Source organism: Roseomonas gilardii, from assembly GCF_001941945.1.
In the GTDB taxonomy this organism is placed as follows: domain Bacteria; phylum Pseudomonadota; class Alphaproteobacteria; order Acetobacterales; family Acetobacteraceae; genus Roseomonas.
Genome location: NZ_CP015583.1, coordinates 2542811 through 2556817 on the forward strand (window position 1 = coordinate 2542811; position 14007 = coordinate 2556817).

Here is a 14007-nt window from a genome sequence, read left to right on the forward strand (position 1 = left end):
CGGACGCGCCTGCGCCCCTGCTTGACACTGCGGTGCGAAAGGATCATGCGCCTTCCCGCCGCGCGGTCCCTTCCAGGGTCCGGCGCGGCGCCGAACCCCCAGACGAAGCTCATGCCAAGCGACAGTCACAGTCGATCTCGCCCGCCGTTGGTGGCCGCCGCGGACTGATCCCGCGCCTCTGGGTCCGGTTCACCGCGTTCCGCTGCCAACGGCATGACGGAACGGTGAAACATGGATACGAACAGGAACACCCCCGGCGGCATCCAGGCCGACCGGACCGCCGCTCCCGGCCTGGCGCAGGATGTGCGCGAGCAGGGTCCGGCCGCCACCCTGGCGGAACAGCTCGCCCAGGGCCATGTCGCCGATGCGGTGGAGCAGCTGAACACGCTCTCGCCCGAGGAATCGGCCGCCGCCCTGGCGCTGCTGCCCGATGATCGCGCCGTCGAGATCCTCGACAAGCCCGAGCTCGACGACCCGGCGGAAATCGTCCACTTCCTGCCGCGCGACCGCGCCGCGGTCCTGCTGGAAGGCATGTCCGCCGACCGCGTGGCCGACATGCTGCGCGACCTGGAGGGCACGGAGCGGGCCGCGCTGGTGGCGCGGCTCAGCGCCGAGATGGCGCTGGCCGTGCAGCGCCTGCTCTCCTATCCGCCGCGCACCGCCGGCAGCATCATGACCACCGAGTTCGTGAGCGTCCCCTCCAACTGGACGGTGGCGCAGACCCTGGCGCATGTGCGGAAGGTCGAGCGCACGCGCGAGACGATCTACGCCATCTACGTGGTGGAGCCGCGCACACGCGCCCTGGTGCGCGCGGCCACCATGCGCCGGCTCATCACCGCCGAGCCCGGGGATTTCATCCTGTCCGCCACGCGCGAGACGGAGCCCGTCACGGTCAAGCCGCTGACCAGCCGCGAGGAGGTGGCGCGCCTGTTCCGCCGCCACGACCTGCTGGCCGTGCCGGTGGTGGACGACGCCCGCCGCATCCTGGGCATCGTGACGGTGGACGACGTGCTCGACGCCATCGTCGAGGAAGGCACCGAGGACGTGCAGCGCTTCGGCGGCATGGAGGCGAGCGACGAGCCCTATACCGAACTCGGCTTCGGCGCGATGATCCGCAAGCGCGCCGGCTGGCTCTGCGCCCTGTTCCTCAGCGAGATGCTCACCGCCAGCGCCATGCAGCACTACGAGGACGCGCTGGAGCGCGCCGTGGTGCTGACGCTGTTCATCCCGCTGATCATGAGCTCGGGCGGCAATTCCGGCTCCCAGGCGACCTCGCTGCTGATCCGCGCGCTGGCGCTGGGCGAGCTGCGGCTGCGCGACTGGTGGCGGGTGGCGCTGCGCGAGCTGCCGACCGGCCTCACCCTGGGCGCCATCCTGGGCGTCATCGGCATGATGCGCATCGTGGCCTGGCAGGAGCTCGGCTTCTACGACTACGGCGAGCACTGGCCCCTGATCGCCCTGACCGTGGGCACGGCCCTGGTGGGCATCGTGACCTTCGGCTCGATGGCCGGCTCCATGCTGCCCTTCATCCTGAAGCGCATCGGCTTCGACCCCGCCAGCGCCTCCGCCCCCTTCGTGGCGACGCTGGTGGATGTCACCGGCCTGGTCATCTACTTCTCCGTGGCCTCCGCCATCCTGCGCGGGACCCTGCTGTGACCCCATCCCGCCCCCGGAAGACCCGGCCAGGGCACCGCGGGGCGGCCGCTCCGGTCTTCACAAAAGACCGGAATTTCATCAGCCTGCCCATCCAGCACGGTCTGGGCTAAGACAACATCCCGCCGGGAGACCTGGAATGCGGATTCTGCTTGTGGAGGACGACGCCGAGGTCGCCCGCTTCGTGACCAAGGGCCTGCGCGAGGCCGGGCATACCGTCGAGCATTCGTCCAATGGCCGCGACGGCCTCTTCCTCGCCGCCTCGGAACCCTTCGACCTGCTGGTGCTGGACCGGATGCTGCCCGGCGGCGTCGATGGCGTGCGGCTGGTGGAGACCCTGCGCACCCAGGGGAACCGGACGCCGGTCCTGTTCCTGTCCGCTCTCAGCGCCGTGGACGAGCGGGTGAAGGGGCTCAAGGCCGGGGGCGACGACTACCTCGCCAAGCCCTTCGCCTTCGCCGAGCTGCTGGCCCGCGTCGAGGCGCTGGGCCGCCGCCCGGCGGTGGACGCGCCCGCCACGCGGCTGAAGGTCGCGGACCTGGAGCTCGACCTGCTGTCCCGCACCGTCACGCGCGGCGACAAGCGCATCGAGATCCAGCCGCGCGAGTTCCGCCTGCTGGAGCACCTGATGCGCCATGCCGGACAGGTGGTGACCCGCACCATGCTGCTGGAGAAGGTCTGGGACTATCACTTCGACCCACAGACCAACGTGATCGACGTGCATGTCTCCCGCCTCCGCCAGAAGCTGGACAAGGGCTTCGACAAGCCGCTGATCCACACCATCCGCAACGCCGGCTACATGCTGCGCGCGGATCCCTGACGGCAGCCTTTCCATGCGCATCCAGGGGGGCCGGCAACGGGAACCGGCCTCCGCCCCGTCCCGGCCGCACGGGTTACACACCGGCCAGGACGCAGGCGTGACGCCGCGATGAACGCCGAACCACCGGCTGGACCGGAGCAGGAACCGGAGCGCGGGCGGGCGGGCGGGTCATCGCCGGACGCTTCCCCGGACAAGCCGCTGCCCGACGCACCGAACGGGCCGGCGAAGCGGGCTCGCCAGCCGCTGGCGGGGCTGCGCCTGCTTGGCCAGCGGCTGGCACGGCTGGTGGGCGGCGCCGGCTTCCGCGCGGCTGCCTTCTTCGCCACCGTCTTCCTGCTGGCCGGGCTGGTCTTTGCCGCCGTGCTCTGGTGGGGCACCGCCGGGGCGCTGGACCGGCAGACGGACGCCACCATCCGCAGCGACGCCGCCGTCTTCCAGGAACGCTGGCGGGAGGCCGGGCGCGACGGGCTGATCGAGGCCATCGCCCAGCATCTGGCCGAGGATGTGGAGGACCAGAGCCTCTACCTCCTCACTGACGTCACGGGACACCGGCTGGCCGGCAACCTGGAAGCGCCGCGCGACGGCTATTTCGACACCTACCTCGCCGGCCCGCGCTGGCAGTCCCTGTCCCTGCTGCGGGAAGGCGTACTGACCGAGGCGCGGATCTTCCGGCTCGACTTCCCCAATGGCGACGTGCTGCTGCTGGGCCGCGACGTGGAGGACAAGCTGCGGCTGCGGGAGCTGCTGAACGAGGGCCTCGCCTGGTCCGCCGCCGCCGCCGCCTTCTTCGCCTTTGCCGGCGCCTGGGTGCTGCGCCGCGCACTGGAGGACCGGCTCCAGCCCGCCGCCGACACCGCTGCCGCGATCGCGCAGGGCGACCTGAGCCAGCGCGTGCCGCTCTCGGGGCGGGAGGACGAGTTCGACCGGCTCGGCAGCGCCATGAACAACATGCTGGACCGCATCGCCACGCTGATGGAAGGGGTGCGCGGCGTGTCCGACGCCATCGCCCACGACCTGCGCACGCCGATCGCCCGCGCCCGTGCCAAGCTGGAGGACGCGCTCGCCGAGGCCGAGGGCGCCCCGGACCAAGAGGCGGCGGAGCTGCTGCGCCAGGCGGTGGACCGCGGCATCGCCGACCTGGACGGCATCACCCGTGTCTTCCAGGCGGTGCTGCGGATCGCGGAGGTGGAGGCCGGCGCGCGGCGGGCCGCCTTCGCCCCCTTCGACCTCGCCCCGGTTCTGGCGGATGCGGCGGAACTCTACGGCGCCTCGGCCGAGGCGGCGGAGCAGAGCCTGACGGCGGAGATCCAGCCCCACCTGCCGCTGGTGGGCGACCGCGACCTGCTGCTGCAGGCGGTGGCCAACCTGCTGGACAATGCGGTGAAGTTCTCGCCGCCGGACAGCACGGTGCGGCTGCGCGCCTTCCGCGACCGGCAGGCCGTGCATGTCACCGTGGCCGACGAGGGGCCGGGCATGAGCCCCGGGGAACGCGCCCGCGCCGGGGAACGGTTCTTCCGCACCGATGGCGCCCGCGCCACGCCGGGCTCCGGCCTCGGCCTGTCGCTGGTCCGTGCCGTGACCGCGCTGCATGGCGGCGAGATCATCCTTGCCGATACGCGTCCCGGGCGCCCGCTGCCCGGCCTGAGCGTGACGCTGCGCCTGCCGATGGACCCGGAGCAGCCGGATGCCGAGGCGAGCGGCTAACGCAGCTTTCACGGCGCGCACACGGCGGCTCAGTGTCCGGTGCCCGATAAGGTGCCATGCGACACAAGGCCATCGCGCCGGTGCTGTTCCTTGCCGGGCCCCTGTTCTGTCTCCAGACCGCCTCCCTTCAGACCGTGGGGCTGGCGGTGGAGAAGCAGGCGCAGGACCCTTGGCATGTGCGGCCGGACCGTCCGGAATACTGCCAGGAGCTGGCGAGCCGCCTCGCCGCCCTGCCGGGCGCCGCGACCACGCCCGCCAAGCAGTTGGGGGACGAGGGCCTGACCCTGTGCCGGAAGGGCTATCCTCGCACCGGCGTCGCCAAGCTCCGCCGCGCCATCCGCGAGGCCCAGGGGGAGCCGGGAGGGAACTGACGGCAGCCGGAGGCACGGCAACGACGCCGGTCCGGCAGCCGCCATGCGGAGATCAGCCGGCCACCATCCGGAACCTCGCGCCTTCCCGCCCTACCCGGTTGAAACCGGTGACATGCCCGCCCGCGACCAGCCAGCCCGAGCTGACCGCCCGCTCCAGCCCCGCCCCGCGGCTGAGGCGCGCCTCGGCGGGGTCGAGGTCGTAGATCACGCTCAGTTCCGGATCGGCGGATTGCGGTCCGGAGAGATGCAGCAGGTCGCCCCAGAGCAGCAGGCTGTCGCCCGCCCCGTCACCCTGCAGCAGATAGCCCGCATGGCCCGGCGTATGCCCCGGCAGCGGCAGCAGCTCGATCCCCGGCAGGACTTCCCCGGCAGGGACGCCGCGCAGCCGCCCGGCATAGGCCCGCACCAGCTTCTCCGCGATCCCGAAGCCGCCGCGCCGCTCCGGCGGCGTCGCCTCGCGGGCCGCGGCATCGGTGAAGAAGGCCAGATCACGTTCCGGCGCCAGGATTTCCGCCCCCGGCAGCCAGGGCTCCATGTCATCAAGCAGGCCCAGCGCGTGGTCGCCATGGATATGGGTCAGCAGCACGCGGTCCACCTGCCCGGGCGCGATCCCGTGCCGCTCTAGCGCCGCGCGGGCATGCCCGAGCCCAGGCCCCCAGGCGTGGCCCGTCCCGGCATCGACCAGCGTGACGCCATCCGGCCCGCGGAGCAGGAAGGCGTTCACGTCGATCCGCATGGCCGTGTCACGACCGGCACCCAGCGCGAGGTCGCGCGCCTCCGCTCCGCCGGGATGCACCACCACATCCGGCGGCAGTTCGAAGACGCCGTCGGACAGCAACGTCACCTGCCGGTCGCCGATGCGGCGGCTGTCATCGGTCATGTCGATCCCCTTCGCGCGACTCCCCGCCCGGTGGCAGGGGCGCCGCGATTCAATCGACGCGGCGCAGCGTGTCCATCCGGTAGAACTCGCTCCGGCTCGCCGCCAGGGGCTTCAGCACATCCGCCGTGCCGGCGATGAAGCGCTCCGTGGCCTCGTCGCCGGACAGCGGGAAATCCGTCTCCGGCAGCCAGTGGACCAGCACCACGTCGCCGCCGGGGCGCAGCGATCGTTCGACCCTTTCGCAGACGCGCTTCAGATCCTCGCCATCGAGGAAGTACAGCACCTCGGAGAAGAGGATCAGGTCGAACCGCTCCTCCGGCCAGTCCTCCGGGACGCGCCCGTGCAGGAACTCCACATGCGCCTGCCCGGCCAGCCGCTGCCGCGCCCGCGCCAGCGGCGCCTCGGCGGCGTCCAGCGCCACCAGCCGGTCGCAGCGCTTCGCCAGCTCCGCCGTCAGCACGCCGATGGAACAGCCGATCTCCAGCGCCGCCGCGTAATGCGCGCGTGGCAGGGCGGCCAGGGTGGCGGCGTATTTCTCGCGCTCATAGGGCTTGCTCTCGAAGCCCCAGGGGTCCGGATTGCCGGCATAGAGGTCGTCGAAATAGCTGGTCGGCAGGCTGCGCTCGCTGCGGCTCATGGCATCACCTCCAGATAGAGTTCCCAGGGGCGCAGCAGCACGTCGAGCGCCGCCGGCGAAAGGACGAAGCCCCCGGGATCGTCCTCGATCATCCCGGTGGTCTGGCTGCGATGCGCCGCCACCGCCGCCCGCTTGGCGGGAAGCTCCGCCGCGATGTCCAACCGGACGCCGCGCGGCACCGTGGCGAGTTCCACCGGCTCCACCGGCGCCAGCATCCCCGGATAGAGGTGCCGCCAGCCCCAGACCGGATAGGCCAGCAGGCGCAGGCCCAGGTCCCGCGCGACATGCCGCGCCATCCGCCAGGTGGCGAGGTGGTCGCCATGCGGGTCCTCCTCCCAGGGGGCGAGGATCGTGGTGGCGCCGTCCCGCAGCGCCAGCCCGGCGATGGCGGTCGCCGCGGCCTCGAAGCCCGGCCCCTCCCCCGGCACCGCCCCGTCGGGCAGGCCCAGCGTCACCAGCCGCTCCGCGCCCAGGCCGAGCGCGGCCAGCGCCTCCACCATTTCCTCCCGCCGCAGCGCCGCCAGCCGGCGGGGCGGGTAGAGGCGTGAGGCATGGGAGGCGGCGCCGTCCGAGACCAGCACCACCCGCGCCCCCCGCCCCCGCGCCGCGAGTTGGGCCAGCAGCCCGCCGCAGCCCAGGGATTCATCGTCCGGATGCGGCGAAAGCAGCAGCACCGGCCCAGCATCGGGCAGCAGCGCTTCCAGCCCCTCCAGCGGCCAGGACTCCGCGGCGCGGAGAAACTCGGTGGCCTTCATGCGATCCTGTCCGCCTTCATCGTCCTGCGGGAATCCGGTCCGGCAGGGCCCGGGCTCACCGGCCCCAAAGATCGCCGACCGCATCCGTCCTCGCCAGGGCATGCTGTGCCGCCGATGTCAGCGCGCGGTCCGGCCCTGGCTGGCGCAGATAGGTGGCGAGGTCCCGCGCGATCCGCTCGACCGGCGCGGGGCGCAGGAAAGCCCCCAGGCCGATGGAGCGCTGCGCCAGTTCCAGCGCCGCCAGCCCGGCCCGTTCCACCGCGCCGCGCGCCAGGTCCACATAGGCCACGATCCGCGCCGCGGCTTCCCCGCCCGCGTCGTCCGGGGCTTCCGGATCCCCGGCTTCCGGCCCTTCGGCCAGTCGTGCTGCCTCCTGCACCCAGAGCCGCGCCGTCTCGGCTTCCGCCAGGGCCAGGCCGAGCCGCGCCTGCTGGTGTGGGTCCCCGCCCCGGCCGGTCGCGGCGAGATGGCGGCGCAGCGCCTCCACCACCGCCTCGATGCCTCCCAGATGCACGGCCAGAAAGCGCCAGGCGCCGCCGGAGAAGCCGGGCTGGGCGAAGTAGGTCTCGGGCGGGCCGATCAGCGCCCCGGGCCCCACCTCCATGCCCCCGAAATCCACGTTCCCGGTGGCCGAGGCCCGCATGCCCGAGGCCGTCCAGACGGACAGGTCGGCCCGCCCGGTCCCCACCGGCAGCGGCAGCAGCAGCATCCGCACGCCGTCCGGCGCACGGGCCGGAACCAGCGCCCGCTCCACCAGCCCCGCCCCGGAGCACCAGATCTTGCCCCCGCGCAGCCGGCGCATCCCTTCCTCCAGCACCAGCCCGCGTTCCGGGACCTCCGCGGCCCAGACCCCGAAGAGACGGCCCGCCCATGCATCCGCCGCGGCCTCCTCCGCCTGTTCCGGCGTGCCATAGGCAGCGACGAGGCGCAGCGCGTTCACATGCCCCTCGAACAGGCGGCCCAGCGGTAGGCTGGCCCGGCCGATCCGGCGCAGCGCCCGCATCAGCGGCGCGGCACCCCCGGGCTCGGAACCCCAGCCCAGCCCGCCCAGCGCCCGGGGCAGCGGCGCCGCCAGCATCCCGGCCGCGCCGAGGACCGCCACATCCTCCCCGGGCAGGCCGCCTTCCTCGTCCAGCCGGGCGGCCCTTTCCTCCATTCCCGGCAGCAGCGCGTCCAGCCGCTCCAGCATCTCCGCCTGGGAGGCCGGCATCGTGGGCAGGGCGGTACGGGAGGCGAAGCCGGGGCGCGGGAGGGGTTGGTGATTCATGCTGTCGCATCAACCGGACAGTCGGGGCGGGGTTGCCCTCCCGGTGGTGAAGCGGTGCGAAACCGGCATGAAACTTCGGGGGGCCGTCCCATCGCCGGGCCTCCCCTGCACCGGGACACCGGGCTAGCATGGCATCGCTTCGGGCGCGGGGGGCGCCCCGGGAGCGGGGAAATCCGGAGGGGGCTTCGGCGATCATGTCTGTGCGTCGGAAGCTGCGGGCGGCCGTCCTGCTGGCCGTGCCGCTCGCCCTGGCCGGCTGTGCCGGTTCGCGCGGCACCGCCTCCGGTGCCACGGCGCGCGCCCATGGCTACGAGGGCGGCAACGGCACCTATCTGAGCTGCGTGCCCTATGCGCGCGCCCGCTCCGGCCTCGCCCTGCGCGGCGATGCCTGGCAGTGGTGGGATACGGCCGCCGGCAGCTACGCGCGCGGCTCGCGGCCGCGCCCCGGCAGCGTGCTGGTGTTCCGCCGCACCGCCCGTCTGCGCGACGGCCATCTGGCCGTGGTGTCGCGCGTGGTCTCGGACCGGGAGGTGCTGGTGGACCATGCCAACTGGGCCTCGGGCGGGCTGAAGGGCCTCGTGGCGCGCGACCAGCCGGTGATCGACGTTTCCCCCGGGAACGACTGGACCCAGTTGCGGGTCTGGTATCCCCCGGCGCGGGTTGTCGGCAGCACGGTTTTCCCGGCCTACGGCTTCATCTACCGGGACCTGCCCCGGCAGGCGTCGCGCTGAACCGTCGCAGCCCCTTTCTTCGGGGGCCGCTGGACGCGCGGCACCAGCCGGCGAAGATGGGCCCCGGTGGTGCCCGGCGGCCCGGCAGGCTCCCCTCGCGGGCCGGCGGGGGCCTTGCGGGACCTGCCGGGAGAGAAGACGGACACGCCATGACCACGACCCTCAGCCGCCGCGGCCTGCTCGCCAGCGCAACCGCCCTGCCGTTCGCTTCCACCGCCATGGCCTCGCGCCCGGCCCGGGCCGCCGGCCCCGCCGCGGATGCGCCCTGGCCCGACCGGCCGCTGCGGCTGATCCTGCCCTTCCCGGCCGGCTCCACGCCCGACCTGGTGGCCCGCGCCATCGGCCCGGAGCTTTCCGCCGGCCTCGGCCAGCCCGTGGTAGTGGACAACCGCCCGGGCGCCGGCGGCAATATCGGCACCGACATGGCAGCCAAGGCGACGGACGGCCACACCATCTGCCTGTCGATCAACGGGCCGATCACCACCGCCCCGGCCCTGTACCGCAACCTGCCCTATGACCCGCAGCGCGACCTGCAGCCGATCGCCATGGCGGTCCGCGCGCCGCAGCTCCTGGTCGTGGCGCCGAGCGTGCCGGCCCGCAGCCTCCAGGAGTTCTTCACCTATGTGAAGGCCAATCCGGGCAAGCTGTCCTTCGCCTCGGTCGGCGCCGGTTCCGGCGGGCACCTCGCCATGGTGGAGCTGATGGCGCGGGAAGGGCTGCGGATGGAGCACGTGCCCTATCGCGGCTTCCCGCAGGCGGTGCTGGACATGGTCGCCAACCGCATCGAGACCATGGTGGTCACGATCGGCGCGGTCCTGCCGCAGGTGCGCGACGGCCAGCTCATCGCGCTGGCCTGCACCGGCGAGCGCCGCGCCGCCGAGACGCCGGACGTGCCGACCCTGGCCGAGGCCGGCATCCCGGATGCCACCTCCTATGGCTGGAGCGGCCTCTTCGCCCCCGCCTCGATGCCCGAGCCGCACCGGGCCCGGCTGGAGGAGCTCGCCGTGGCGGGCTTCCGCAAGCCGCAGGTCCGCCAGACGCTGGAGAATATCGGCTTCGAGGTGATGGGCCTGCCGAGCCAGGACTTCGCCCGCTTCATCGCCGCCGAGACGGGACGCTGGGGCGGCCTGATCCGCAGGCTGGACATCCAGGCCGATTGATACCGGGCACGGGGCGGCCGCGCGGCGGCACGAGCCTTGGCCCGGACGTTACAACGCGTTGCAAAGCCACCCCGGCATGGCCGGGACCGGAGGTTGTGCCGGGCCCCGCACGCCCCCATCTCCCGGGCAGGAGCCGGTTCGTCCCTGGCCATCGGCCCGCGGCCCCGGCTTCCCCGGCGAGGATCGAAGGGGTCCGACAGCCCGCGCGGTCGGGTGGCGGCGCACCGGATCACCGCCGGGCGGGCAGAATCCGGTGGCCGGGCGATTACGCCGCGTGCCTTTCTGCTCTAGTGTCGGTAGGGAAACGCGATCGAGGCGCCGCCGGGCGCGCCTCGACATAATGACAGGAATTGAGGCCGCACCATGGGTTCGTTCAGCATCTGGCACTGGCTCATCGTCCTGCTGGTGGTCCTGCTGCTCTTCGGAAGCGGCAAGATCAGTGGCCTGATGGGCGACCTGGCCACCGGCATCAAGTCGTTCAAGAAGAACATGCGCGAGGACGAGGACGAGTCCATGGCGCGCGACACGCAGGCGCCGCCGGCCAACCTGCCGCCGCCGCCGCCGGGCACGCCGACCACCGGCACCAACAACGCCACCACCACGGCCAATCCGGGCCGCCCCGCGGCCTGAACCCTGGCGGGGAGCCCGGGCGGACGGTCCATGGGCTCCCCTTTCCGGTTCTGACTACCCGGTTCCGCACGCCCGGTTCGGCCCCCTCTGACGGCGCTCCCGTGCCTCGCGCCGGGGAGAACGCAGGTATGGCATGCGAGGCAGGGACGCGTTGGCGCCCTTCCCCGCGCCCCGGAATTCTGACAGACCGGCGCCGGCCCGGAAGGCTCTCCACGGGGGCCTCCTCCGGGCCGGTTTTCCTTCGCCGGAGCCCCGCGCGCCGGCTTCCCCTATCCGGGAGATCGGGTTCATGGAGCTGGCGGAAGCGGTCAGCCGCATCATCGGGGCCGGCCGGCGCATGGATGCGCGCGGCTGGGTCCCGGCCACGGCGGGCAATCTTTCCATCCGCCTGCCCGACGGCAGGGTCGCGGTCACGCGATCCGGCTGCCACAAGGGCTTCCTGGAGGACGGGCACGTCATGGTCGTGGACCTGGACGGCAGGCCCGAGGACCCGTCGCTGCGGCCTTCGGCGGAAACCCTGCTGCATTGCGGCGCCTACCGGCAGTTCCCCGAGGCGGGGGCGGTGCTGCATGGCCACAGCGTCCCCAACACGGTGATGTCGCGCATGTCGGGCGACGAGATCCTGCTGGAAGGCTACGAGCTGCTGAAGGCCTTCCCCGGCCTGCCCACCCATGACGCCACGGTCGGCCTGCCGGTCTTCGACAACGACCAGGACATCGCCCGCCTCCAGTCCCGCGTTTCCGCCCGCTGGCAGGAGATGGCGGAGGACGGCACGATCATTCCGCCGGGCTATTTGATCCGGGGCCACGGCGTCTATGTATGGGCCGCCGACATGGACGGGGCGCTGGCGCGGCTGGAGGCCCTGGAATTCATGCTGGGCTGCGAACTGATCGCGCAGAGCCGAGGAGGGATGTTCGAATGAGCCGCCTGGTCGTTCACGACGCCGCCACCAAGGCGGTGGAACTCGACACCGACAACGTCACCGCCATCGCCGAGACCCTGGCCGCCATCGGCGTGCGCTTCGAGCGCTGGCCCGTGGTCTCGCTGCCCCATGGCGCCGATGCCGAGGCGGTGCTCGATGCCTATCGCCCGTATCTGGACAAGCTGCTGGGCCAGACCGGCGCCGGCTCCTCCGACGTGATCAAGCTCTCTCCCGACCATCCGCAGCGGGAGACGCTGCGCACCAAGTTTCTGGACGAGCACACCCATACCGAGGACGAGGTCCGCTTCTTCCACGAGGGTTCGGGCAATTTCATCCTGCACGTGGACGGCAAGGTCTATGACGCCCACTGCACCGCGGGCGACCTGATCAGCGTGCCGGCGAACACGCAGCACTGGTTCGACGCGGGCACGCACCCCTCCTTCACCGCGGTGCGGATCTTCACCGACACCTCGGGCTGGGTGCCGCACTACACGGGCACGGACATGGCGAAGCGCTTCCCGGCCGCCCCCGGCATGCCCGCACAGGCATGAGCGCTCCGGTGCCCGCCACGCGCCCGGCCGCGATCCTCACCGATATCGAGGGCACGACCAGCGGCATCTCCTTCGTGAAGGAGGTGCTGTTCCCCTTCGCGGAGGCGGAACTCGACCGCTTCCTGGACCGCCATGGCGAGGAGGCGGAAGTCGCCGCCATCCTGGCCGGGGTGCGCGAACTCGCCCCGGGGCAGGACCCCCGCGCCGCCCTGCGCGGCTGGATGGCCTCGGATGCCAAGGTCACGCCGCTGAAGGCGCTCCAGGGCCTGATCTGGCGGCAGGGCTACGAGGACGGGCGGCTCACCTCGCATCTCTACCCGGACGTGGCGCCCTGCCTGCGCGCCTGGTCGGCGGGCGGGCTGCGCCTCTGCGTCTATTCCTCCGGCTCGGTGGAGGCGCAGAAGCTGCTCTTCGGCCACAGCCCGGCGGGCGACCTGACGCCGCTCTTCTCGGGCTTCTTCGACACGCGGGTCGGCGCCAAGCGCGAGGCCGTGAGCTACCGCACCATCACCGCCGGGCTGCACCTGCCGGCAGGGGAGATCCTCTTCCTCTCCGACGTGGCGGAGGAGCTGGACGCGGCCCGGGAAGCCGGCCTCGCCACCTGTCAGCTCGTCCGCCCCGAGGACGGCACGCACCCCTCCGGCCGCCATCCGGAGGCCGGCGACTTCCCGGCCGTGGCCTCGCTCTTCGGACTGCCCCGCGCCTGAGCCCCGGCGGCGCGGGGCCGCCACGCCCATGCCGGCCGGAAATGTCACCGAAGCATGGCGGAATCGTCATGTGGCGCACCCTGGCCGTGGGTTTACGGCGGCGTCATAGATGGCATCCCGCCCATCCAGCCCGTGAGATCCCCTCGCTCCCATGCTGACCACCTACACCGTGGTGAACGGCCGCCTGGAAGTCCGGGAAGGCATCCCCGCTCCGGAGGAACTGCGGGCCGCCGTCTGGCTCGACCTGCTGAACCCGAGCCGGGAGGAGGAGCGCTCCGTGCAGGAGGCGCTGGGGCTGGAAGTGCCGACGCGCGAGGAGCAGCAGGAGATCGAGAGCTCCTCCCGCCTCTACCGCGAGGAGGATGCCCTCTTCCTCACCGCCAACTTCCTCTATGGCGTGGAGGAAGGCGAGTTCGGCAGCACGCCCATCACCTTCGTCCTCGCCACGCGCAACCTGATCACCGTGCGCTACGCCACGCCCAAGGCCATCGCCATGTTCTCCACCCGGTGCCGCAAGCACCCGCCGAGCCTGCTGCGCTCGCCCGACCAGGTGATGATCGGCATCTTCGAGAGCGTGGTGGACCGGCTGGCGGATATCCTGGAGCGGGTCGGCGCGGACATGGACACCGCCAGCCGCACCGCCTTCCGCTCCGCCAAGGGCACCACCAAGGCGAACCGGCGGGACGAGGACCTGCGTAACGCGCTGATCGCCCTGGGCCAGGTCGGCGAGGTGACCAGCCGCGCCAGCGAGACCCTGCTCGGCCTCAGCCGCATCCTGACCTATCTGGGCACCGAGAAGGACGCGCTGGTGCGCAAGGAGAACACCGCCCAGGTGAAGACCCTGGTGCGCGACCTGAAGTCGCTGGTGGACCATGCGGGCTTCCTCGCCAACAAGGCGAACTTCCTGCTCGACGCGATCCTGGGCGTGATCAACATCGACCAGAACGGCATCATCAAGACCTTCACCGTCGCCTCGGTGGCGCTGATGCCGCCCACGCTGATCGCCAGCATCTACGGCATGAATTTCAAGGACATGCCGGAGCTGGGCTGGGATTTCGGCTATCCGGTGGCGATCGGGCTGATGGTGGTCACCGCGATCCTGCCGGTGCTGTACTTCAAGCGCAAAGGCTGGCTCTGAGCCGCCGGCGCGGCGTGGAAATACGCCTCCGGAACGGCCTGCGGCCTATCCCGGTCCAGGCGGCGCATCCTGTATGCTGCG

The 14007-nt window shown here is 72.3% G+C and carries 15 protein-coding genes; 11 read left to right on the top strand and 4 right to left on the bottom strand.

Going from position 1 to position 14007, the window contains the following annotated elements; all coding sequences use genetic code 11:
• The first annotated feature begins 231 nt into the window (after positions 1-231).
• The 4 genes from mgtE (at position 232) to RGI145_RS11655 (ending at position 4548) form a co-directional block, all read left to right on the top strand.
• A complete protein-coding gene (mgtE, locus tag RGI145_RS11640; RefSeq protein WP_208863868.1) occupies positions 232-1656 on the top strand; it encodes a magnesium transporter in 1425 nt (474 codons plus the stop codon).
• Between the two features lie 136 nt (positions 1657-1792).
• Positions 1793-2473 (top strand): winged helix-turn-helix domain-containing protein, encoded by a 681-nt coding sequence (locus RGI145_RS11645; protein WP_019461493.1) that lies wholly within the window; start codon positions 1793-1795, stop codon positions 2471-2473.
• Positions 2474-2581: 108 nt separating this feature from the next.
• Positions 2582-4177, top strand: coding sequence for a sensor histidine kinase (locus tag RGI145_RS11650; RefSeq protein WP_237183050.1), 1596 nt, complete (start codon positions 2582-2584; stop codon positions 4175-4177).
• Positions 4178-4233: 56 nt separating this feature from the next.
• Positions 4234-4548: a hypothetical protein gene (locus RGI145_RS11655; RefSeq protein WP_075798470.1), complete on the top strand. Its 315-nt coding sequence runs from the start codon at positions 4234-4236 to the stop codon at positions 4546-4548.
• 52 nt (positions 4549-4600) lie between these two features.
• Here the strand turns inward: RGI145_RS11655 and aidB are convergent, their stop codons facing one another.
• The 4 genes from aidB to RGI145_RS11675 are packed head-to-tail and all read right to left on the bottom strand — an operon-like array spanning position 4601 to position 8087.
• Positions 4601-5428, bottom strand: a complete 828-nt coding sequence (gene aidB / locus RGI145_RS11660; RefSeq protein WP_075798471.1) for an AidB family quorum-quenching N-acyl homoserine lactonase — start codon at positions 5426-5428, stop codon at positions 4601-4603.
• Positions 5429-5477: 49 nt separating this feature from the next.
• Positions 5478-6065: a class I SAM-dependent DNA methyltransferase gene (locus RGI145_RS11665; RefSeq protein ID WP_075798472.1), complete on the bottom strand. Its 588-nt coding sequence runs from the start codon at positions 6063-6065 to the stop codon at positions 5478-5480.
• A complete protein-coding gene (locus tag RGI145_RS11670) occupies positions 6062-6820 on the bottom strand; it encodes a PIG-L deacetylase family protein (protein WP_075798473.1) in 759 nt (252 codons plus the stop codon). The genes RGI145_RS11665 and RGI145_RS11670 overlap by 4 nt, the downstream gene beginning before the upstream one ends.
• Positions 6821-6875: 55 nt before the next feature.
• The gene (locus RGI145_RS11675; protein ID WP_075798474.1) at positions 6876-8087 is read right to left on the bottom strand and encodes an acyl-CoA dehydrogenase family protein; all 1212 of its coding nucleotides are present in this window, start codon (positions 8085-8087) and stop codon (positions 6876-6878) included.
• A 194-nt stretch (positions 8088-8281) separates the two neighbouring features.
• Here RGI145_RS11675 and RGI145_RS11680 point away from each other — a divergent pair, with 194 nt between their 5' ends.
• From RGI145_RS11680 to corA, 7 genes are all read left to right on the top strand, one after another.
• Positions 8282-8818, top strand: a complete 537-nt coding sequence (locus tag RGI145_RS11680; protein ID WP_237183051.1) for a CHAP domain-containing protein — start codon at positions 8282-8284, stop codon at positions 8816-8818.
• A 149-nt stretch (positions 8819-8967) separates the two neighbouring features.
• Positions 8968-9978 (top strand): Bug family tripartite tricarboxylate transporter substrate binding protein, encoded by a 1011-nt coding sequence (locus RGI145_RS11685; RefSeq protein WP_083670624.1) that lies wholly within the window; start codon positions 8968-8970, stop codon positions 9976-9978.
• Positions 9979-10341: 363 nt separating this feature from the next.
• Positions 10342-10608 (top strand): twin-arginine translocase TatA/TatE family subunit, encoded by a 267-nt coding sequence (locus RGI145_RS11690; RefSeq protein ID WP_019461502.1) that lies wholly within the window; start codon positions 10342-10344, stop codon positions 10606-10608.
• A gap of 289 nt (positions 10609-10897) precedes the next feature.
• Entirely contained in the window at positions 10898-11530 is a 633-nt protein-coding gene (locus tag RGI145_RS11695; RefSeq protein ID WP_075798475.1) for a methylthioribulose 1-phosphate dehydratase, read from the top strand.
• On the top strand, positions 11527-12081 hold the full coding sequence (locus tag RGI145_RS11700) for a 1,2-dihydroxy-3-keto-5-methylthiopentene dioxygenase (protein WP_075798476.1): 555 nt from the start codon (positions 11527-11529) through the stop codon (positions 12079-12081). The genes RGI145_RS11695 and RGI145_RS11700 overlap by 4 nt, the downstream gene beginning before the upstream one ends.
• On the top strand, positions 12078-12788 hold the full coding sequence (gene mtnC / locus RGI145_RS11705) for an acireductone synthase (RefSeq protein WP_075798477.1): 711 nt from the start codon (positions 12078-12080) through the stop codon (positions 12786-12788). The genes RGI145_RS11700 and mtnC overlap by 4 nt, the downstream gene beginning before the upstream one ends.
• A gap of 151 nt (positions 12789-12939) precedes the next feature.
• Complete coding sequence (corA, locus tag RGI145_RS11710; RefSeq protein ID WP_075798478.1) at positions 12940-13926, top strand: magnesium/cobalt transporter CorA; 987 nt, start codon at positions 12940-12942, stop codon at positions 13924-13926.
• Positions 13927-14007: the final 81 nt, after the last annotated feature.

Bases quoted from the DNA above. Each gene is read 5' to 3' on its own strand.
- RGI145_RS11655 (WP_075798470.1), top strand. From the start codon at position 4,234: ATGCGACACAAGGCCATCGCGCCGGTGCTGTTCCTTGCCGGGCCCCTG.
- RGI145_RS11685 (WP_083670624.1), top strand. From the start codon at position 8,968: ATGACCACGACCCTCAGCCGCCGCGGCCTGCTCGCCAGCGCAACCGCC.
- RGI145_RS11695 (WP_075798475.1), top strand. From the start codon at position 10,898: ATGGAGCTGGCGGAAGCGGTCAGCCGCATCATCGGGGCCGGCCGGCGC.
- aidB (WP_075798471.1), bottom strand. From the start codon at position 5,428: ATGACCGATGACAGCCGCCGCATCGGCGACCGGCAGGTGACGTTGCTG.
- RGI145_RS11650 (WP_237183050.1), top strand. From the start codon at position 2,582: ATGAACGCCGAACCACCGGCTGGACCGGAGCAGGAACCGGAGCGCGGG.
- corA (WP_075798478.1), top strand. From the start codon at position 12,940: ATGCTGACCACCTACACCGTGGTGAACGGCCGCCTGGAAGTCCGGGAA.
- RGI145_RS11665 (WP_075798472.1), bottom strand. From the start codon at position 6,065: ATGAGCCGCAGCGAGCGCAGCCTGCCGACCAGCTATTTCGACGACCTC.
- RGI145_RS11690 (WP_019461502.1), top strand. From the start codon at position 10,342: ATGGGTTCGTTCAGCATCTGGCACTGGCTCATCGTCCTGCTGGTGGTC.
- RGI145_RS11675 (WP_075798474.1), bottom strand. From the start codon at position 8,087: ATGAATCACCAACCCCTCCCGCGCCCCGGCTTCGCCTCCCGTACCGCC.
- RGI145_RS11645 (WP_019461493.1), top strand. From the start codon at position 1,793: ATGCGGATTCTGCTTGTGGAGGACGACGCCGAGGTCGCCCGCTTCGTG.
- RGI145_RS11670 (WP_075798473.1), bottom strand. From the start codon at position 6,820: ATGAAGGCCACCGAGTTTCTCCGCGCCGCGGAGTCCTGGCCGCTGGAG.
- RGI145_RS11700 (WP_075798476.1), top strand. From the start codon at position 11,527: ATGAGCCGCCTGGTCGTTCACGACGCCGCCACCAAGGCGGTGGAACTC.
- RGI145_RS11680 (WP_237183051.1), top strand. From the start codon at position 8,282: ATGTCTGTGCGTCGGAAGCTGCGGGCGGCCGTCCTGCTGGCCGTGCCG.
- mgtE (WP_208863868.1), top strand. From the start codon at position 232: ATGGATACGAACAGGAACACCCCCGGCGGCATCCAGGCCGACCGGACC.
- mtnC (WP_075798477.1), top strand. From the start codon at position 12,078: ATGAGCGCTCCGGTGCCCGCCACGCGCCCGGCCGCGATCCTCACCGAT.